The sequence below is a fragment of the Prevotella fusca JCM 17724 genome (genome assembly GCF_001262015.1).
Taxonomy (GTDB): Bacteria; Bacteroidota; Bacteroidia; order Bacteroidales; family Bacteroidaceae; genus Prevotella; species Prevotella fusca.
In genome coordinates this window covers 1,393,372-1,413,160 of the sequence record NZ_CP012075.1, presented here as the reverse complement: position 1 = coordinate 1,413,160, position 19,789 = coordinate 1,393,372, and the positions used below count along the sequence as shown (strand labels likewise).

Annotated in this window: 14 protein-coding genes; 9 read left to right on the top strand and 5 right to left on the bottom strand. The window is 44.0% G+C overall.

The annotated features are described in order from the left end of the window. Positions 1 to 171 precede the first annotated feature (171 nt). Positions 172 to 2,607, bottom strand: a complete 2,436-nt coding sequence (locus tag ADJ77_RS13045) for a C10 family peptidase (RefSeq protein WP_050696513.1) — start codon at positions 2,605 to 2,607, stop codon at positions 172 to 174. 1,307 nt (positions 2,608 to 3,914) lie between these two features. Here ADJ77_RS13045 and pflB point away from each other — a divergent pair. Continuing rightward, the gene (gene pflB / locus ADJ77_RS13035; RefSeq protein ID WP_025078082.1) at positions 3,915 to 6,161 is read left to right on the top strand and encodes a formate C-acetyltransferase; all 2,247 of its coding nucleotides are present in this window, start codon (positions 3,915 to 3,917) and stop codon (positions 6,159 to 6,161) included. Next, on the top strand, positions 6,148 to 6,930 hold the full coding sequence (gene pflA, locus ADJ77_RS13030; RefSeq protein ID WP_050696512.1) for a pyruvate formate-lyase-activating protein: 783 nt from the start codon (positions 6,148 to 6,150) through the stop codon (positions 6,928 to 6,930). Before pflB ends, pflA begins: the two co-directional genes overlap by 14 nt. A 676-nt stretch (positions 6,931 to 7,606) precedes the next feature. On the opposite strand, the gene ADJ77_RS13015 is transcribed toward pflA, so the two are convergent. Then, positions 7,607 to 8,734 (bottom strand): RES domain-containing protein, encoded by a 1,128-nt coding sequence (locus ADJ77_RS13015; protein ID WP_025078085.1) that lies wholly within the window; start codon positions 8,732 to 8,734, stop codon positions 7,607 to 7,609. A gap of 339 nt (positions 8,735 to 9,073) precedes the next feature. Here ADJ77_RS13015 and ADJ77_RS13010 point away from each other — a divergent pair, with 339 nt between their 5' ends. Further along, entirely contained in the window at positions 9,074 to 11,281 is a 2,208-nt protein-coding gene (locus ADJ77_RS13010; protein WP_050696510.1) for a sodium-translocating pyrophosphatase, read from the top strand. Positions 11,282 to 11,877: 596 nt separating this feature from the next. Here ADJ77_RS13010 and ADJ77_RS13005 read toward each other — a convergent pair. Together ADJ77_RS13005 and ADJ77_RS13000 are read right to left on the bottom strand one after the other, a co-directional pair. Then, positions 11,878 to 12,312 carry an NUDIX domain-containing protein gene (locus ADJ77_RS13005; RefSeq protein ID WP_025078086.1) on the bottom strand — a complete coding sequence of 145 codons (435 nt, stop codon included), beginning with the start codon at positions 12,310 to 12,312 and terminating at the stop codon, positions 11,878 to 11,880. Positions 12,313 to 12,327: 15 nt separating this feature from the next. Next, positions 12,328 to 12,540 carry a DUF3791 domain-containing protein gene (locus ADJ77_RS13000; RefSeq protein WP_025078087.1) on the bottom strand — a complete coding sequence of 71 codons (213 nt, stop codon included), beginning with the start codon at positions 12,538 to 12,540 and terminating at the stop codon, positions 12,328 to 12,330. A 178-nt stretch (positions 12,541 to 12,718) separates the two neighbouring features. On the opposite strand from ADJ77_RS13000, the gene ADJ77_RS12995 reads away from it, so the two are divergent. The 4 genes from ADJ77_RS12995 to rmuC all read left to right on the top strand — a co-directional run bounded on the left by ADJ77_RS12995 (position 12,719) and on the right by rmuC (position 17,971). Continuing rightward, a complete protein-coding gene (locus tag ADJ77_RS12995; protein ID WP_025078088.1) occupies positions 12,719 to 13,531 on the top strand; it encodes a GSCFA domain-containing protein in 813 nt (270 codons plus the stop codon). A gap of 11 nt (positions 13,532 to 13,542) precedes the next feature. Beyond that, complete coding sequence (locus ADJ77_RS12990; protein WP_025078089.1) at positions 13,543 to 13,977, top strand: Fur family transcriptional regulator; 435 nt, start codon at positions 13,543 to 13,545, stop codon at positions 13,975 to 13,977. Positions 13,978 to 14,060: 83 nt separating this feature from the next. Beyond that, positions 14,061 to 16,541, top strand: coding sequence for a bifunctional UDP-N-acetylmuramoyl-tripeptide:D-alanyl-D-alanine ligase/alanine racemase (locus ADJ77_RS12985; protein WP_025078090.1), 2,481 nt, complete (start codon positions 14,061 to 14,063; stop codon positions 16,539 to 16,541). A 98-nt stretch (positions 16,542 to 16,639) separates the two neighbouring features. Next, positions 16,640 to 17,971, top strand: coding sequence for a DNA recombination protein RmuC (gene rmuC, locus ADJ77_RS12980; protein ID WP_025078091.1), 1,332 nt, complete (start codon positions 16,640 to 16,642; stop codon positions 17,969 to 17,971). Between the two features lie 385 nt (positions 17,972 to 18,356). Here the strand turns inward: rmuC and ADJ77_RS12975 are convergent, their stop codons facing one another. Continuing rightward, positions 18,357 to 18,725, bottom strand: coding sequence for a winged helix-turn-helix transcriptional regulator (locus ADJ77_RS12975; RefSeq protein WP_025078092.1), 369 nt, complete (start codon positions 18,723 to 18,725; stop codon positions 18,357 to 18,359). A 229-nt stretch (positions 18,726 to 18,954) separates the two neighbouring features. On the opposite strand from ADJ77_RS12975, the gene ADJ77_RS12970 reads away from it, so the two are divergent. Both ADJ77_RS12970 and ADJ77_RS12965 read left to right on the top strand, forming a co-directional pair. After that, a complete protein-coding gene (locus ADJ77_RS12970; RefSeq protein WP_025078093.1) occupies positions 18,955 to 19,407 on the top strand; it encodes a cupin domain-containing protein in 453 nt (150 codons plus the stop codon). Further along, positions 19,401 to 19,706: a helix-turn-helix domain-containing protein gene (locus tag ADJ77_RS12965; RefSeq protein WP_025078094.1), complete on the top strand. Its 306-nt coding sequence runs from the start codon at positions 19,401 to 19,403 to the stop codon at positions 19,704 to 19,706. Before ADJ77_RS12970 ends, ADJ77_RS12965 begins: the two co-directional genes overlap by 7 nt. The last annotated feature ends 83 nt before the right edge of the window (positions 19,707 to 19,789 follow it).

Here is a 19,789-nt window from a genome sequence, read left to right as displayed (position 1 = left end):
TATAACGCACTGAACCAATGTTAGTTATAAACACAACTGCAAAAGGGTTTTTATATGCGTTATAAAGAAGAATGGCTGGGTGTTTTGTAAATATATTTCAAAACGCAATCCACAACCGGAACAGCACATATCTTTTATAGAAAAGAGTGAAAAAACGACCGATACGACTTTCTATTTCTTCAGCACTTTCCTACCATCTACAATATAGATGCCTGCAGGAAGAGCTTCCCAAGGCTGTAACTGGCGCACACCGTCCAAGTTGAAGATGTGCTTTGGCATCTTTCCGCTGCTCTCAAGCGAACCGATAGCCGTAGGTCTCAACTCGTCAACGGTGTAGAACACGTTGCGTAACGCATACGGATTCCACACATCCTCACGCTTTCCGTCACGCTCAATCTCAAGATGCACCTCGTAAGAATGGTTAGCTTCCAACAAAGACGATGCAAAGCTGATACGTGTCTGAGCTGCATTATTGGCTGCATCACAAGGCAGGTAAACATTACGGGCGACACCCAAGTCAATCCACTTGTTGCTTGTCAGGTCACACAGACGATAGTAAATCGGTCCACGATAACCATTCCTGATTTGATAACCATATACTTTAGAATGCACCTGCAAGCCGATTTCGCTTATTTTATTCAACTGGAAGGTGCTATAATTGGCATCAGCACCATCGACGAGGAAGTCGACAAAAGTAAACTGGATGGTTCCTCTGTTCACATTTGGCAAGACTTCAATCTCAAATGGCTCTTTCATCTCAATTGGAATATTGACCTCTGTCCCGTTTCTCTTGACCCTTATAGACAGTGTCACACCGTACCTGCCCTGTTTCAAGGCACCTACCCTGCCGGAATTATAATACTGTGCCAGCATATTGATGGTGAAAGAAGTACGTCCAAGACGCTGTGCAACGACGTTTGGTGTAAGCAGATAGCCGTTAAAGACCTCTTTTGTACGCTGGTCCGTGAGCGTCATCACCAGGTCGCCACGCACTTCTTCCCTCCCTGGGTTATACATTGTGAAACCGAAGGCTGCCATATTTCCCGAATCCTCATAGAAAGGAGCAAGCACACTCGGACTTCTCTCAATCACAACAACGTCCTTAGGATTATTCTCATTGATGTGAACAGCATCCGCCGTGAGTTTCACCTCCATTTCATTGGCGTGATTAATCGGCTTCCAGTCACCGTATTCTTTGGTCGCAGCATTGAGCATCTCCGAGAAAACAGGTACAAGACGATAGTTTCCATCGGCAAGACCTTCAAAACTGATATTGTCTACTTCAAACGACATCGAGGTGAAAATAGATGCCCAAGTCTGGTTGTCAGCAGTTGAATTAAAGACTTTCACCCGCTGACTCCTGTCATTATAAAGGGCAAGCGCCACCTTACCGGAGAACACGCCCAGCTCCCCTTTCACAGGACTGTATGAACCTAACTTCATAATCTTTGCATTGAAACTTTCAGAACGGGCTGCATCCGTCTTGTCTATAGTGAATGCCGTGGTAGTACGGGCATCCAGACCACGTTCTATTTCCTTAAAGGGAACAGCCTTGCCGTCGTTGGGATGGGCAAAAACCACAGAAATATCATCCCAGAAAGAACCACTGAGTGCAAAGCCGTAAACATTCAGATAGACGGTATTGATGTCGAAATAGCCATCGCTTTCACCTCCCCATCCCCAGTTGGTATGGATAAATCCACGCTCATCATAACCGTCATAGACAAAGGCGTGAGGGCCTCCAACCACCAAGACAGGATAGCCGTCGGATATTTCCTGCATCACTTCATTGAGGAACTCATTGGCAGGAAGGAAGTCTTTATCAAGATAACGTACCGTATAATCGAACTTGTCCCGAAGGGCGTTGCAAGCATACTGCAGATTTGAGTCACTCCCTTTATAGAAGTATCTCATTCTAACAGCCTTGCCAATGTCATACATCAACACCCCAACAGCCTGCTGGGAATAGTCCGTTCTCATCTCATTGGTAGTGTTTTTCATTTCATTCCACCAATAGGTAGCACTCCTCCTCGCCTCATCCCCACTTGTTGACACATACTCTTCAGGGCGGTTCTGCGGCCATTTATGATGATACATCAGCTGTGCCGTAGCTGTTGCAACACAGCCGGTAGGCGTCCGCTGTCCGCTGATAACAGGGGTGTACCTATTGAAAGGGCCAAACTGACTCCACTTACAACCGAGCAACGGCTCCACTTTCCGTTTGACAGGCAGCTGCGGCGTAGAGGCTTTTGCAGCATTAGAACGCACAGCCTTCACCACACGTTCATACTCTTTCAGAAACATCTTGAAGTAAGGTGGCTGCTCATTGCCATCCTTCGACATCCTGTCTCCATAGCCCACCAGTTCGTTCAGCTTGCTTTCACCGGAGACAATCACGAACTTCTTATCATCAGAACTGGTGAAAATGTAATAAGCCGGCTGCTCATCCGCCTTTGACGAACGTGTCATAGGTGTGCCGGATGATGGTGTCGGATTGCTGATATACTTAGCAGCAATGTTCATCGCCTGCCGCTTCGTGACAGGATTTGCACTCGCAAGCGCAATATTAGCCAACACTGTCAGCGCAAGAATCAAGGTTCTTTTCATCTGTTTGTTTATTCTATTAGTCAAAGTATATTGGTTTGTTATATTCTGATGGTACGGTAGAGAATGGAGTTATTTAAACTTATCCAAATCCCAAGGTAAAGGATATACCATGTATTAACATACTGCTTACAGCCCTGGGGCTTCGTCATTGCACGGAACAGCCAGTTCATCCATGCTACGGCCTTCATGCCCACAGCAGCCGACAAAGATACAATAAAAAATCAACATTGCCTCATCTTTCCGCTGCAAACACGATTATACAGCCAAAGTTACCATACTCTTCAGCCACATAACATCATCAGGCAGATGCCGAAATTGAGAATGGCAACGAAAATAAGTTCTGAAAGTTCAAGACTACAATGCCAACATCAAGCGTCCTATTCTTGGTGCCAGACAAGCCTTTTCCGACTGTACAAGTTGGTCGTTAGTATCTTACTATACATTAACACTGCCACCATCCCCTCTATTCTTCTCATCTTCCACCTATGTGTTGTTGGTAAGCACACAATGTATTGTTGGTAAGCACACAATGTGTTGTTGGTAAGCACCAATAGTGTTGATGGCTGATTCGGGTTAAAAACGGATGAGTTTCTTCACATAAAAAGAAGACTTCGGAAGAGAACATGGTTTCAAACTTGTCAGGAAAAGACAGAAAACATGAATCTTTGCATCCTAAAATATACAAGAAGAGAATTACAAAAAGGCTTTATCATCCGCTTATTGACGATGAGATAGCATAGAATTCGATTTCTCATTCCCCAAAAATATACAATGGAGAGTTTTGTAGAACATACATTTGTAATCTTTGGAGCATACGCACTTGTAACTTTGCCCTTCTTTCTTATCTTTCTACATTTGCCATTCCGTTCGTTACCCAGTATGCTGACACTTCCTGTCAGGTCTATTTTGGCTATCTTGGCAGTTACGATTTGCATCACTGCGGGGATTTTCCTGTATGGATAAAATAGTTCACAATCAACAAACAATTACTTCAAAACCGACTTTCCTGTCACTACTGTCAGCCATTGTGGACATTTAACTGATTAGCTTACAAGAGGTTTACACGAAATGTTAAAATGACAACAAGATGAAATTCAAAAAAACCTTGTGATAAGTTCAGTAGTTTCCTTCTGTTTTTTTGTGCGCTTTATCACTCCAAACTCAGGAAGAACAACATAAATTTGCCTAAACACTTGATAATACGTTTTCTTTTACCTAACTTTGCCCACTGTTATTTAGTAATACATTTTTAGTATGACCATTTACAAGCATACTAACTAAACGTTTCACATAATAATCAAACAATTATGAAAAAAGCATGGAGAGGATTTACTGGAACTAAGTGGCTTGATGAAGTCAACATGCGTCAGTTTATCCAAGACAATTACAATTGTTATGATGGTGACGCTTCATTCCTTGAGGAACCCACTGAAGCAACTAACAAACTTTGGGGCATGCTCAAAGAACTGCAAAAGCAGGAACGTGCTAAAGGCGGTGTCTTAGACATGGAAACCGAAGTTGTATCCAGTATGACAGCATACGGTCCCGGCTACATCGGCGAAGATACCAAGGAGCTGGAGAAAATCGTTGGTCTGCAGACTGATAAGCCTTTGAAGCGTGCCTTTATGCCGTATGGTGGCATAAAGATGGCAGAGCAGGCATGTACGACCTATGGTTATGAGCCATCAGAAAAACTTCATGAGATTTTCACGAAGTACTGTAAGACACACAATGATGGTGTCTTCGATGCTTATACTGACGAAATGAAACTCGTCAGACACAACCATATCCTTACAGGTCTTCCTGACACCTACGGACGTGGTCGTATCGTAGGTGACTATCGTCGAGTTGCACTTTATGGTGTAGACTTCCTTATCAACGAGAAAGCAAAGGACCTGCGCAATTGCGGTGATGGTACAATGACCGAGGAGGTTATCCGCCTACGTGAGGAAATCTCTATGCAGATCAAGGCTTTGAAAGAGATGAAAGAAATGGCAGCCATCTATGGCTATGATATTTCAGAGCCTGCAAACAATGCACGTGAAGCTGTACAGTGGCTTTACTTTGGTTATCTGGCAGCCATCAAGACCCAGAACGGTGCTGCTATGTCAGTAGGTCGTATCTCAACATTCCTCGACATCTACATTCAGCGCGACTTCAACGAGGGAACACTTACAGAGGCAGAAGCACAGGAGCTTATTGACCACTTGGTAATGAAGTTCCGTATGGTTAAGTTTGCTCGAATCCCTTCTTACAACCAGCTCTTCTCCGGCGACCCTGTATGGGCAACGCTCGAAGTTGCCGGATTGGGTATGGATGGGCGTTCTATGGTAACCAAGAACGATTTTCGTTTCCTCCATACACTTGAGAACATGGGTCCTTCTCCTGAGCCTAACCTCACTGTATTGTATAGTTCACGTCTGCCAAAGCATTTCAAGGACTATGCAGCAAAGATTTCCATCTCAACAAGTTCTATCCAGTACGAGAATGATGACGTGATGCGACCAATCTGGGGCGATGACTATTCAATCTGCTGCTGTGTGTCAGCAACCCAGACCGGAAAGGAAATGCAGTTCTTCGGTGCCCGTGCAAATCTCGCAAAGTGTGTCAACTATGCTATCAGCGGAGGTATTGATGGCAAGACACGTGAGCAGTGTGGTCCAGCCTATCGTCCGATTGAGGGTGATGTGGTTACATACGACGAGTTCATGCCTCGCTTCATGGATATGATGGAATGGCTGACTGGTGTTTATGTAAACACATTGAACCTCATCCATTATATGCACGACAAGTACTTCTATGAAGCTGCAGAACTTGCACTTATCGACACAGATGTACGTCGTACTTTCGCAACTGGCATCGCAGGCTTCAGCCATGTAGTCGACTCTATTTCGGCTATCAAGTATGCCAAGGTGAACATTATCCGTGATGAGACTGGCTTCCCCGTAGAATACAAGACGGAAGGCGACTTCCCCCGTTATGGCAATGACGATGACCGTGCCGACGAAATAGCAGTTTGGTTGCTAAAAACTTTCATGAATATGATTCGCAAGCACCATACTTACCGTAAATCAGAACCTACGACAAGTATTCTTACCATCACATCCAATGTGGTATATGGTAAGTTTACAGGTAACACGCCTGACGGTCGCCCTGCAGGTGCACCGCTTGCCCCGGGTGCCAATCCATCTTACGGAGCAGAGCAGAATGGTTTGCTAGCATCGTTGAATTCAACAGCCAAGATTCCATACGAGTATGCTCTTGATGGTATTTCCAACACACAGACCATCAGCCCGGATGCACTCGGACACGATGAAGAGGAGCGTATCAACACACTTGTTGGTGTGATGGATGGCTACTTCAACCGTGGCGCACACCACTTGAATGTGAATGTCTTTGGTGTAGACAAGCTGATTGACTGTATGGAACATCCAGAGAAGGAAGAATATGCAAACTTCACCATCCGTGTGAGCGGTTATGCCGTGAAGTTCATCGACCTTACACGTGAGCAGCAGATGGATGTTATCGCACGTCGTGCACATGGTTCAATGTAAAGTGGAGAATACTCAAACGGATTTTTCCAAATTTAAAACAGTTGACGATATGTTACAGATCCATTCCATTGAATCCTTCGGTTCAGTGGATGGACCTGGAATACGCTTTGTGATCTTCCTTAAAGGATGCACAATGCGGTGTCAGTACTGTCACAACCCAGACACATGGAGCAGAGCAGGGGGGCAACTCCGCTCTGTTGATGATGTCTTAGCCCAGGCACAACGCTATCAAAGCTACTGGGGAGAAAAAGGCGGTATTACCGTGAGCGGTGGTGAATCTCTGTTGCAGATACATTCACTTACCGAACTGTTCCGCAAAGCCAAGTCCTTAGGCATCAACACCTGCCTTGATACCTCTGCACAGCCATTCAGCCGGGATTCAAGTAGCTTCCCTGCTTTTGAGGAGTTAATGAAATATACCGACCTGATACTGCTGGACATAAAGCATATTGACAGCGATGCTCATAAGCAACTGACAGGGTGGAGGAATGAGAATATTCTCGACTGTGCCCGCTATCTCTCTGACATCGGGAAACCAGTATGGATAAGACATGTATTGATTCCAGGCATCAATGATGACGACGAATCACTTCGCAACCTCCGTGCATTCATAGACACATTAAGAAATGTTGAGCGTGTAGACGTGCTGCCTTACCATGCGTTAGGAGTATATAAGTGGGAACAACTGGGAATCCCCTACACACTCACAGAGGTCAAATCACCTACTGAGGAAAGCGTACGTCATGCGCAAAGGATATTAAGAGGGTGATGGAGAAAACGAAAATATACAGACAGCTGAAAGACGAGAACCTTTTTTGAGGAAGAACTCACCATTGACACCATTTCCGAACAGAGTAACCCACTGGAGCAGTTGCCCTCTCTTGTGGACTTCGAGATGTTCCGTGCTAAAGAAGGACTGCAGATCAGCGGCTGGCATCCAGAATGCGATGTTGTCTTGATGTTCAAAAACCTATTTCTACAACATTAACTTGGATTTATTGAAAAAAACATGAAAGGTTCTTTTGTCCACAGCATCAACTTGTTGTTAGATTAGTACATTTCTTTGTATAAAATGCCCCTCACCTACTCCCGTCCAGTCCTTTCTAAACTAACAAGAAAGGAACAATAGGTGCATCCCGGTGTTCACTCCCCTTCCCTACGAGGGAGGAGTCAGGGGAGAGTTTACTACTTTTTTTACAAAAACCACTTTGCTATCAATATTTTTTTATATATTTGCGAACAAGTAAGTAAAATCTATTACATAACCTAAATATATTGAATTATGGAATATATCCCACAAGTATTCTGGCTCATTCCCATTGCTTCTGTGTGCGCATTGGGCATGGCATGGTACTTCTTCAAGTCCATGATCAAAGCCGATGAAGGCACACCCCGTATTTTACATTATTTTTTGTACTTGAAATATCCAAAGATAAGCAAGCTCCTTATTGTTTCAATGTAACATTAATAGAGTGAAATTCGTCTTTCGACGAATCGTTGTCTATCTCTTTTATAAATTCCAACGACTCTTCTTCTGAAAGACTTTCACTCGAATAAGAAAAAGTATTTATATCTGTCATTTTAAACATAGGAGATAGGTATATGTTATCATAGCCTTCGCGACATATTGTATTTCGAGGAAATAGTGCAAAATTGCGTAATGACAGATTTTGTAAGTTATCTTTGTGTGGGCTTTTTGTAGACATGTATGTAATGCCCGCAAATCCTTTATTCGTTGAAGGTTTACCGTTTTCTGGACTACCCTCTTGAGGCATTTCTCTGATAATTTTAGTCATAAGCTGCGGTAGCATATATTCTGGTTTAAAAGGGTCATCGGAATGTTTTACAGATATAAGACACCCCATTATTAAAGGGTAGAAAACTAAAAAGCTATAATATTCCCAGTCTTCTAATTTCTCATAGATAGGGTAACCTAAATCTAAGAAACTTAATGGTTTTTTAGGTTTAAATTTTGCATAAAAGAAGGACTTGATATCAGGACTGTTCATTTCATACCAAGCAGTTTGTAAACTTCCAGCAAGATAGAAGACAGGATAACCTAAGAAGCCATATCTAGTGGAAGCAACTTTGTGACGTAAATGAAATGGGAGATGAAATAAGTCACCATCTTGTTTTTTTCCTTTGCTAGGCTTAAAACCATGTCGTATTCTATAAAATACGTACTTCTCAACATTTAATCTTGGAAGCATTTTCAAATAGAAAAGATCATGTCTATTGAAGAATTCAGACAATAATTTATATGCATCTTCATAGTAATTCATATAGCATAATTTTAATGCTTCTTCTATTGTTATGCAAATCTCATCAAAATCTGCTTTAAAATTATGTCTTTTAGTTGGCTTATATTGCTCATACCCTTTTAATTCTTTTTCAAAAGCCTTGTCCAGAATATTTACACTTTCATCACTAAGACTATAAATCTTTTTTTTATACTTCTCAACTAAATCACTCCAATAATCAAAATAATCTTTACTTTCATTATCATATTTAAAAGGGTATACCAAATCAGACTTAGGATTTAGCAATTCTTGGTAGAGTTCTTGATGTGTCATATCTTTTAAAAATAAAATGTTAAATAGTATTCATCCTTAATTCCGCAACGAAAAAACCAACTTATTGTTAATGTTTTTACAAGTCTCTGAGGAACAATAAATTCCTCAGAGTTTTGCCCTCTATAGAGTTTTCACTAGCATTATAGTGAAAAAACATATAGTACAATTCTACGCAGGGTTGCAAAAGTAACAATAAAAAATAAGAAAATTACCCCTATGATAATATTTTTCACCATCAAATTATAAGAAAAAAAGTAAAACAGACTTGCTATCAATATTTTTTTATATATTTGCGAACAAGTAAGTAAAATCTATTACATAACCTAAATGTATTGAATTATGGAATATATCCCACAAGTATTCTGGCTCATTCCCATTGCTTCCGTGTGCGCATTGGGAATGGCATGGTACTTCTTCAAGTCCATGATCAAAGCCGATGAAGGCACACCCCGTATGATCGAGATTGCTGAATATGTACGTCGGGGAGCAATGGCGTATCTGAAACAGCAATACAAGGTTGTCCTGATTGTTTTTATCGTCCTTGCGATCGTCTTCTCCGTCATGGCATACGGCTTCAATGCCCAGAACGAATGGGTACCCTTTGCCTTCCTGACAGGAGGTTTCTTCTCTGGTCTTGCTGGTTTCTTCGGTATGAAAACAGCAACCTACGCCAGTGCAAGAACAGCCAATGCAGCACGTAAGGGACTCAACGACGGACTCAAGATTGCCTTCCGTTCGGGAGCAGTCATGGGACTGGTGGTCGTAGGATTAGGCTTGTTAGACATAGCCCTGTGGTTCATCATTCTCACCTGGTTCTATTCAGACAAGATGACAACGAGCGAAATGCTCATCACCATCACGACAACGATGCTGACTTTCGGTATGGGTGCATCTACACAGGCTTTGTTTGCCCGTGTGGGTGGCGGTATCTATACAAAGGCTGCTGACGTGGGTGCTGACCTTGTGGGTAAGGTCGAAGCCAACATCCCTGAAGACGACCCACGCAACCCTGCAACGATTGCCGACAACGTGGGCGACAACGTGGGTGACGTGGCGGGTATGGGTGCCGACCTATACGAGAGCTACTGCGGTTCGATTCTTTCCACCGCAGCCTTGGGTGCAACCGCCTTTGCAGCCTCATCAGGCGATATGCAGTTGCGTGCCGTCATTGCTCCGATGCTCATCGCTGCCGTGGGTGTTTTCCTTAGTTTGCTCGGTATCTTCCTCGTAAGAACGAAGGAGGGAGCGACGATGAAGGACCTCCTCCACGCCCTGGGACTCGGCACAAACACGGCTGCCGTACTCATCGCTGCTGCCAGCTTCCTGATTCTCTACCTCTTAGGCTTGGAGAATTGGCTCGGTGTCAGTTTCTCTGTCATTGCTGGTTTGGCTGCTGGTGTTATCATCGGTCAGGCAACGGAGTACTATACTTCCCAAAGCTACATGCCAACAAAGGCTATTTCTGAGGCGAGTCAGACAGGTTCGGCAACAGTAATTATAAAAGGTATCGGTACAGGTATGATTTCCACCTGCGTTCCTGTCCTTTCTATTTCCATAGCAATCATGCTGAGTTATCTCTGTGCCAACGGCTTTGACATGTCCATGTCGGCTGTCTCCATCCAGCACGGACTTTATGGTATCGGTATTGCTGCGGTCGGCATGCTCTCAACCTTGGGTATCACCTTAGCGACAGATGCCTACGGACCGATTGCCGACAACGCCGGCGGTAACGCTGAAATGAGCGAGTTAGGAGAGGAAGTGCGCCACCGCACAGATGCCCTTGACGCATTAGGCAATACCACAGCTGCAACAGGTAAGGGCTTTGCTATCGGTTCGGCTGCACTCACAGCTTTGGCACTGTTGGCTTCCTATATCGAAGAAATCAAGATTGCTATGGCACGTGTTGGCGTACAGATGACTAATGTTGCGGGCGAAACTATTGACGCAACAAAGGCAACGATTCCAGACTTCATGAACTACTTCCAAGTAAACCTGATGAATCCGAAGGTACTTGTCGGTGCTTTCATCGGTGCCATGGCAGCCTTCCTCTTCTGCGGACTCACGATGGGTGCAGTGGGTAGAGCTGCAGGAAAGATGGTGGAAGAGGTGCGTCGTCAGTTCCGTGAGATTAAAGGAATATTGGAAGGAACAGGCACACCAGACTATGGACGATGCGTGGAAATCAGTACACAAAGTGCGCAGCACGAAATGATTATCCCATCACTTTTAGCCATCATCATCCCTGTTATCGTAGGTCTTCTACTCGGTGTGGCAGGCGTATTAGGGTTATTGGTTGGCGGATTGGCAGCAGGCTTCACCCTTGCCGTATTCATGTCGAATGCTGGTGGCGCATGGGACAATGCGAAGAAGTATGTCGAAGAAGGCAACTTCGGTGGTAAAGGCTCCGATTCCCACAAGGCAACGATTGTCGGTGATACCGTTGGCGACCCCTTCAAAGACACATCTGGTCCATCGCTTAACATCCTTATCAAGCTGATGAGTATGGTCAGCATCGTGATGGCAGGTCTTACCATAGCCTTCCTATAACAACAAACTCGGAATTATTTTCACGATAAAAAGAATTTATTTTCATGAAAAGAAATATTTATTTTCACGACAAAAAATATTTTTTTTCATGAAAATAATTCGCTACATGCAGTTATTAAGACAACAGATTATGGAATTAAGCTCTTCTATCAACCGCCCCTTATCTTTTAATATGAAACAAATCAAAACACTTATGCGGTTAAAAATTACTTTTAAGAGCCCATTATAACAAAACCATTCTGTTTCGCATTAAAAACAAAGAATATTTTTGGTGCATTCAACTATATAGATTATATTTGCAAACAGCATCTACTTATAATTAAAAACCAATTAACATGAAAAGAGCTTTCTTGATTTTATCTATCTACATAGTTGGCAACGCTCTGTTATTATTAGGAACAGAGCTTAAACCCACAATCCCCATTATTATACTACAGATTATAAGTACTTGGGGGCTTTATAGACTGCTTAATCTTTCTGTGTCTCCAAAGAAGAAATAGTATTAAAAATAACAATGCAAGCAGCTCTGAGTTTTTCTCAAAGCTGCTTGCAATCATATAGCTTCCTTTTAAAATCTTTTTATATCTTCTTACAATCTATCTATGAAGCCCCATCACGCTCAAAGCCTCCTTGAGCACTTCGTCATGATCGAAAGCCAATTCGGGGAGTTCTGTCAATAGGAACCACTTTGCTTGTGCTGCATCATCCAACCCACTGACTTCAGCAGGCTTATCAAGAATCGTATAATAAGCCACTGTTATGATTCGCTCGCGTGGATCACGGTCAACGGCATCAAAGACGCCAACACGATGTAAGTCGCCAACCACCAGTCCTGTTTCTTCCTCCAGTTCACGACGGGCAGCATCAACGGTCGTCTCGTCAATATTCATAAAGCCTCCCGGGAAAGCCCATTTCTCTTTGCAAGGTTCATTCTTCCGCTGTATCAACAGCAGTTTCATTCCCTCTTCAGTGCGTGCAAAGACAAGACAGTCAGCCGTTACGGCTGGGTGCGGATATTGGTATGTGTACATTTATTGTCTCTTTATTTACAAAACTCTTTTCTCATTCATATAATCTGTCAAATCTTCCATTAAGTAACGAGAGCCGAAGGTATGTAAGACATCATAAGAAGGAACAACATATTCATCCAGTATACCAGAGGTTTTCAGCCTACGATACACTTCTTGCTGCGGCAGTTTCAACATTACCGACAACTTACCAATGCAATAAGTAACAAATTCTAACGTCTTTTTATCCATACCATTACTTAACTTAAAAACGATAAATTCATACGTATGGCAAATATACAAATAATATATGAAAAGGAACATCATCTGACAGAATATTTATTTAACAAGAATATTTAAGCAAACAAAAAGTATGAAAAATATTCTTTAGTGATAGGTTCTCTCTCTTATTTTTGTTAACTTTGCGACTATGGAGTTTAGAACAATCGTCAACATACCCCATCCGGCATTTAAAATAGAACCTTGTGAACGGATTCTTTTCGTTGGTTCATGCTTTGCCGACAACATTGGCAAGCGGTTCCAGGAAGAGCAGTTCCGTGCTATGGTAAATCCTTTCGGCGTGATGTATAACCCCGTATCAGTCCTGCATACGGTGAAAAAGATGGAGAACTGCAACTTTGACACAGCCATGTTTACCTTAGGAACAAACCACGTCTATGTGGAACGGGCAACAGGCGAGATTGTTGATAACTGCAAGAAACGTCCGCATCGGTTGTTTGAAGAACGGGAACTTACGATTGAAGAATGTTCTGATGCACTCTGCGAGGCTATCACATTACTACAACAAGCCAATCCTAAGATCCGGATTATCCTCACTGTCAGTCCAATCCGTTATGCCAAATACGGCTACCACGGAAGTCAGCTGTCGAAGGCAGTACTACTGCTGGCTGCCGACAAACTGATGAAGGAACAAGGAGAAACGGTCTATTACTTTCCTGCCTACGAGATTGTGAATGATGAACTGCGTGACTACCGTTTCTATAAAGCAGATATGCTGCACCCCAACGAACAGGCTGTTGAGTATATATGGGAACGGCTTGTAGATACCTGTTTCTCCGCAGAAGCCAAGTCGTTTCTGGAAGAATGGCGACCCGTCAAGGAGGCACTGGGGCACCGTCCGTTCAATCCTGAGTCGGAAGCATATCGTAACTTTCTACAGAAAACAAAAGAAACAGTAATAAAACTGAAACTGAAATACCCTAATTTGAAACTGAATTTATGACAATGGAAGAAATGAATGACAAGCAGATAGAACAGCTGCTGAAGACACATGGAATCAGATTGACCGCTAACCGCATTCTCATAGCACGAACATTGTCTGGACTTGACTCTCCATCTTCGATGAAGGAGCTGGAAGCAAAGATTCAGACCATTGACAAGTCCAATATTTTCCGCACGCTGTCGCTCTTCAAGGACCATCACCTCGTGCATCAGCTTGAGGATGGTAATGACGTTGTGCGGTACGAGCTGTGCCTGAGCCGTAATGCGGAAGAAGATGATGACATACACGTACACTTCTATTGTGAGAGGTGTCAGCACACTTTCTGTCTGAACGATATTCCTGTCCCACAGGTGAATCTGCCTGTAGGATACGAACAGTCATCCGTCAATTATATGGTGAAAGGACTCTGCCCGGACTGTTCCCGCCGATATTATCTTAAACGATAAGACGAAAAAACAGCGTGGAAGATAGGCTGTATTAAGAGTTTTCATTACCTTTGCATAAGATTAAAAACAATTATAGAATAGTAATGAATTATACTATTGAGAAAGTAACGACGCTCATTGGTGCACGCCGTTATGGCGATAAGGATGCAAACATCAGCTTTGTACTTACCGACAGCCGTTCCCTGTGTTTCCCTGAAGAAACCTTGTTCTTTGCCCTCAAGTCCGAGCGCAACGACGGACATAACTATATCCCTGAACTCTATGCAAGGGGTGTGAGAAACTTTGTCGTGGAAACAGTGCCGGACAACTGGGCTACACGCTACCCCGAATCTAACTTCCTTAAAGTAGTCGGTTCGCTGGAAGCACTCCAGAGACTGGCTGAACGTCATCGTGATGAATACCTGATTCCGATTGTGGGTATTACGGGATCCAATGGCAAGACGATGGTTAAGGAGTGGCTTTATCAGTTGCTTTCTCCGCAGATGGTGGTCACACGCTCACCTCGCAGCTATAATTCCCAGATTGGTGTGCCCTTGTCAGTACTGTTGCTGAACGAGAACACACAGGTAGGTGTGTTTGAAGCGGGCATCAGTCTGCCGGGTGAAATGATGGCATTGCATGATATTATCCAGCCGACTATCGGCGTATTTACCACGCTCGGCACAGCACATCAGGAGAATTTCCCCTCTGTTGAGGCTAAATGTAAAGAGAAGCTGAAGCTCTTTCACGACACACTGGCTATAGTTTACTCGCTGGATGACGAGATGATGAACAGTTGTCTGGCAGGATATGACTACAAAGGAGAGAAGCTGAGCTGGTCTGAAAAGGATGAAAATGCGGCTTTCTACATCAAATCAATTGACAAGAAAGATGTTGAAACCACCATTGACTATATATGGAAAGGCAAGACAGAAGGACAATACAAGTTGCCATTCATTGATGAAGCCAGCGTTGAAAACTCCATCACCTGTGCTGTCGTATCACTCCACCTGGGCATCACCCCTGCTGTTCTCAGCGAGCGGATGGCACAACTGGAGCCAGTAGCTATGCGCCTGGAGGTGAAGGAAGGACAGCACGGATGTACGCTCATTAACGACTCCTACAACTCTGACTTCAATTCTCTGGATATTGCACTTGACTTCATGAACCGTCGTCCTGACCACAAGGGTCGCAGGCGCACACTGATTCTGAGCGATATTCTGCAGAGTGGCGACACGGATAAAGACCTTTATAATAAGGTGGCATTCCTGTGTGAGAAACGTGGTGTTGAGAAGTTCATCGGTATCGGTGAAGGGCTGCTGGCACAGCGTTCTGCCTTCAAACACTTGGGTAAAAAGCATTTCTTTGCTACCGTCAATGCCTTTATTCACAGCGACGTGTTCGCCGATTTACACGATGAAGTTATCCTGTTGAAAGGTGCCCGACAGTTCGGTTTTGACCGTCTGACAGAACTCTTGGTAAAGAAGGTACACGAAACAGTTTTGGAAGTGAACCTCAATGCCGTTGTTGATAACCTCAACTGGTATCGCTCTTTCCTAAAAGCAGAGACCAAGCTGGTATGTATGATTAAGGCTGACGGCTATGGTGCTGGAGCTGTAGAGATTGCCAAGACCTTGCAGGACCACCGTGTCGACTATCTTGCCGTGGCTGTTGCTGATGAGGGTGTAACACTCCGTAAGAACGGTATCACAAGCAATATAATGATTATGAATCCGGAGATGAGTTCCTTCAAGACGCTCTTCGACTACGACCTTGAGCCGGAAGTATATAGCTTCCGACTTCTGGATGCACTCGTAAAGGCGGCACAGAAGGAGGGTATCACAGGCTTCCCTGTGCATATAAAACTGGATACAGGTATGCACCGACTGGGCTTTGACCCACAGAAGGATATGGATGAACTGATTAACCGGTTGAAGCATCAGAATGCTATCATCCCCCGTTCGGTCTTCTCTCACTTTGTCGGCTCTGATGCTGACAGCTTCGATGACTTCTCTGAACGTCAGTTTGCACTCTTTGACGAGGGCAGCAAGAAGCTGCAGGCAGCTTTCAGTCATAAGATAATCCGTCACATGGATAACTCTTCAGGCATTGAACATTTCCCCGAACATCAATTGGATATGTGCCGGTTAGGCTTAGGATTGTACGGTATCAATCCACGTACTAACAAGATTATCAACAACGTGTCTACTCTCAAGACTACCATTCTACAACTGCGTCATGTTGCTGCAGGTGAATCCATAGGCTACTCTCGCAAGGGTGTTATTGAGCATGACAGCCTGATTGCGGCAATCCCAATCGGATATGCTGACGGCTTGAACCGCCATCTTGGCAATCGTCACTGTCATTGTCTGGTGAATGGTCAGAAGGCAGAGTATGTCGGCAATATCTGTATGGATGTAGCCATGATTGATGTTACTGGTATCGACTGTAAGGAAGGCGACAGTGTCGAAATCTTTGGCGACAACCTCCCTGTCACTGTCCTCAGTGATACCCTCGGCACCATCCCTTACGAAGTTCTTACAACCATCAGTAACCGTGTAAAGAGGGTTTACTTCCAGGATTAAAAAAGAAGAAAAAAGAAAAACATACCACATCAAACCACACATACCAGCCCCTCTCCCCTCCTCTCCCCCATAGGGAGGGGCTGGTCTTTTCTTTCATTATGGCAATTATTTATATACTTCTCGGTATCATCATCGGCGCAACCATCATGCTGCTGTGGATGAAAAACAAATCAACACAAGAATTAAGGAAAGCCGGTGAGGAGCTGGCAGCACTCCGCAGTCAGCTTGAAACGGAGCGGAAGAATGTGGACGAGCGCATCGCAGCGATGAAAGAGAGTAGCCGGAACCAGATAGAAACAGAACGGAAACACGGCGAGGAACTACGCAGCGAACTACAGAAACAGACTGAAGCAAAGAACCGACTGCTGCAGGAAGAGGTGCGCAATATGGCTGCACAGATGCTTGCTGAGAGCCGTGAGAAGATGAATATGGCGGATAAGGAACGCTTAGATGCGCTCCTCTCACCGCTAAAAGAGCGTTTGGAGGCTTTCAATCAGACTGTTACGAACAACAGCAAGGAGAACACTGCCAACAAGACGGAGATAAAGACGACCTTTGAGGAGGCTATGAAACGCCTGCATGCCGAACAGGAGCTGACCATCAAAGCCATGCGTGAGGACCAGGAACGTGCGGTGAAGGAACTCCGTGAACAGACGGAACGCATTGGCAATGATGCTGCTTCACTCACACAAGCACTCAAAGGCGACTCCAAGATGCAGGGCGACTGGGGAGAGATGATTCTCGACAAGACACTGGAAGACTGTGGTCTTATCAAGGACCAGCAGTATTTCCTGCAAGAGAACTACAAAGATGAGAATGGAAACAACCTCCGTCCAGATGCCGTTGTCGTTTTCCCGAATGACGAGCGAGCTGTAATTGATGCCAAGGTTTCGCTGACTGCTTATCAGGCTGCCGTCAAAGAGGAAGATGCTGCCGAGCGTGAGCGGTACATGAAGGAGCACGTTGCATCCGTCAAGAAGCATATTGACGAGCTTTCTGCCAAGAATTACGAGAAGATTGTACCGGGCTGCATCGGCTTTGTATTGCTGTTCATCCCTTATGAAAGTGGCTATTCAGCAGCCTTGAAGACCGATTCTTCCATCCTGCAATACGCCTACCGCAAGCACATTATCATCCTCAGTCCGAGCAACCTGCTCATGGCATTGAAACTGACACACACCATGTGGCAGAACTTCCGCATAACAAAGAATGTGGAGGAAATCCTCCACCAGTCCAATGAATTATACGATAAGTTCGTCACCTTCGGCGAGACTTTTTTGAAGTTAGGCAGTAATATCGAACGCCTACAACAAGATTTCAACAAGGCAAAGGGACAGCTCAACGAGGGAAAGGGGAATATCGTCCGCCGCCTGGAAGGACTGAAAACATTAGGAATCACGCCCAAGAAGCAGATTCCAGAGAACTTGTAACACACTGAAACCACTCTGGAAGCATTTATCAATATACATAAAAAAATCCTCACCTATCCACTTCCGGATAGCTGAGGATATTTTCATTATACCGAATTTTCTTTACATTACATCTTGCTTTCTTTCCTAAAAAGACTTGAAAGAATGCTCATTTGACCACCCTTGCAACTATCTTGTTATAAGCTGGTTATAAAGTTGTGCAAGAAAAGGTGCTTAGTTAGTCTTCAAAAGGGCGTTAGTAAGACCTCAAAAGGGCATCTTTTGCAAGCTGATTGGGCGTTAATCGAGATGCAATTAAGCCTTAATTAAAATCAAGGAGAGGAAAAAAACAGACAAAATATGTTCCTGCCCGATGAATAGTTGACCTCTAAAGCCCACGATAACACTACTTCAACAGATATTGTTTTCTCGATGCAATAATATCTTCCATATTCGCACTTGCCCACGAAAGCAGGTTATTGATAAGTGGCAACAGGCTCTGCCCTTTCTCCGTAAGCGAATATTCCACACGAGGCGGTATCTCCGGGAAAACCTCACGATGAATGAGTCCGTCGCCTTCAAGCATCTTCAGTGTTGTCGTAAGCATCTTCTGGGAAATGTCAGGTATATTGCGTTGCAGCTCCTTGAAACGTTGATTGTTGTCAGCCTCCAACGTGAAAAGCACTAACATTGACCATTTGTCGCCCACTCTTGACAACACATTACGGACAGGACAGTCAGGATATAGGGCGTCTCTCACTTCATTTCTGTTCATACTTATAAGCTCTTAAAGTTGTATTACTGCACAAAAGTAACTATTATCGTCTAAGGGGCATTTCTTTTATCGTTAAACTATGTAAAACATCAGATGTTCAAATGCCTTATTCTCAATATTAGTTACCTCGAGGTAACTGACTGACATCTGCGTGCCTACTTGCATAAACCATTGAAAGAGAATACCTTTGCATCATCAAAACAAGATTTAAACAATAAAACAAAGACTTATGAAGACAATTGAAACAATCAAGAATGGTAAGAATTTCACAGCAGTAAACGTAGGCAAATTCAACGAAGTCAAGGATTATGTACTCCCTTTGGGAAACGTTGAAATCCCTGGTAAGGTGTTCGTAGGGCAGGCATTGCAGGCAACAGGTAGCGAACTCTCGTTCCAAACCCTCGTGTCGGGGCAGGACAGTGGTTTTCTTCACACACACAAGACACATGAGGAACTTTATTTCATCCTCAAAGGGAAAGGTGAATACCAGGTAGATGGAGAACTCTTCCCTGTATCTGAAGGCAGTATTATCCGTGTTGCTCCTGACGGCAAGCGTGCGCTGAAGAATACTGGTAACGACGAAATGCTCATGCTCTGTATCCAGTACAAAGCCAACAGTTTTGCCGAGGATGACACTCCTGCCAGTGATGGTGTCATACTGAATGACGAACTGAAATGGTGATTGATCCACTTTTTCCGACGTGCCCGATTCGCAATATCCTCGCAAGGATATGCGTGCCGGACACGCTCTGCCTTATTCAACTACTTGGTTTGAAAGGCTCGGCAACATATACTGAACTAAGTCAGGATATGCCAGATTATCCGCTCTCAGTTTCCCTAAGGGCATTAAAAGAGGACAGGATTATCATTGACGAAACCAACGAATACAGGCTTTCAAGCATCGGGAAGGAACTCTATCCGCTCGCATCCACACTCATTCTCTGGTGCTATAAGAACTTTCTGCCCCGACAACAGAAATAGATGGAACGAGACTTCACACTCATTCCGTCTATTTTTGTATTATTTCTTTCAGCCGATACTAAAGAGATAAGGCTGTAAGAATT

Coding starts and splice junctions, on each gene's coding strand:
- ADJ77_RS13045 (WP_050696513.1), bottom strand. CDS start 2,607: ATGAAAAGAACCTTGATTCTTGCGCTGACAGTGTTGGCTAATATTGCG.
- pflB (WP_025078082.1), top strand. CDS start 3,915: ATGAAAAAAGCATGGAGAGGATTTACTGGAACTAAGTGGCTTGATGAA.
- pflA (WP_050696512.1), top strand. CDS start 6,148: ATGGTTCAATGTAAAGTGGAGAATACTCAAACGGATTTTTCCAAATTT.
- ADJ77_RS13015 (WP_025078085.1), bottom strand. CDS start 8,734: ATGACACATCAAGAACTCTACCAAGAATTGCTAAATCCTAAGTCTGAT.
- ADJ77_RS13010 (WP_050696510.1), top strand. CDS start 9,074: ATGGAATATATCCCACAAGTATTCTGGCTCATTCCCATTGCTTCCGTG.
- ADJ77_RS13005 (WP_025078086.1), bottom strand. CDS start 12,312: ATGTACACATACCAATATCCGCACCCAGCCGTAACGGCTGACTGTCTT.
- ADJ77_RS13000 (WP_025078087.1), bottom strand. CDS start 12,540: ATGGATAAAAAGACGTTAGAATTTGTTACTTATTGCATTGGTAAGTTG.
- ADJ77_RS12995 (WP_025078088.1), top strand. CDS start 12,719: ATGGAGTTTAGAACAATCGTCAACATACCCCATCCGGCATTTAAAATA.
- ADJ77_RS12990 (WP_025078089.1), top strand. CDS start 13,543: ATGAATGACAAGCAGATAGAACAGCTGCTGAAGACACATGGAATCAGA.
- ADJ77_RS12985 (WP_025078090.1), top strand. CDS start 14,061: ATGAATTATACTATTGAGAAAGTAACGACGCTCATTGGTGCACGCCGT.
- rmuC (WP_025078091.1), top strand. CDS start 16,640: ATGGCAATTATTTATATACTTCTCGGTATCATCATCGGCGCAACCATC.
- ADJ77_RS12975 (WP_025078092.1), bottom strand. CDS start 18,725: ATGAACAGAAATGAAGTGAGAGACGCCCTATATCCTGACTGTCCTGTC.
- ADJ77_RS12970 (WP_025078093.1), top strand. CDS start 18,955: ATGAAGACAATTGAAACAATCAAGAATGGTAAGAATTTCACAGCAGTA.
- ADJ77_RS12965 (WP_025078094.1), top strand. CDS start 19,401: ATGGTGATTGATCCACTTTTTCCGACGTGCCCGATTCGCAATATCCTC.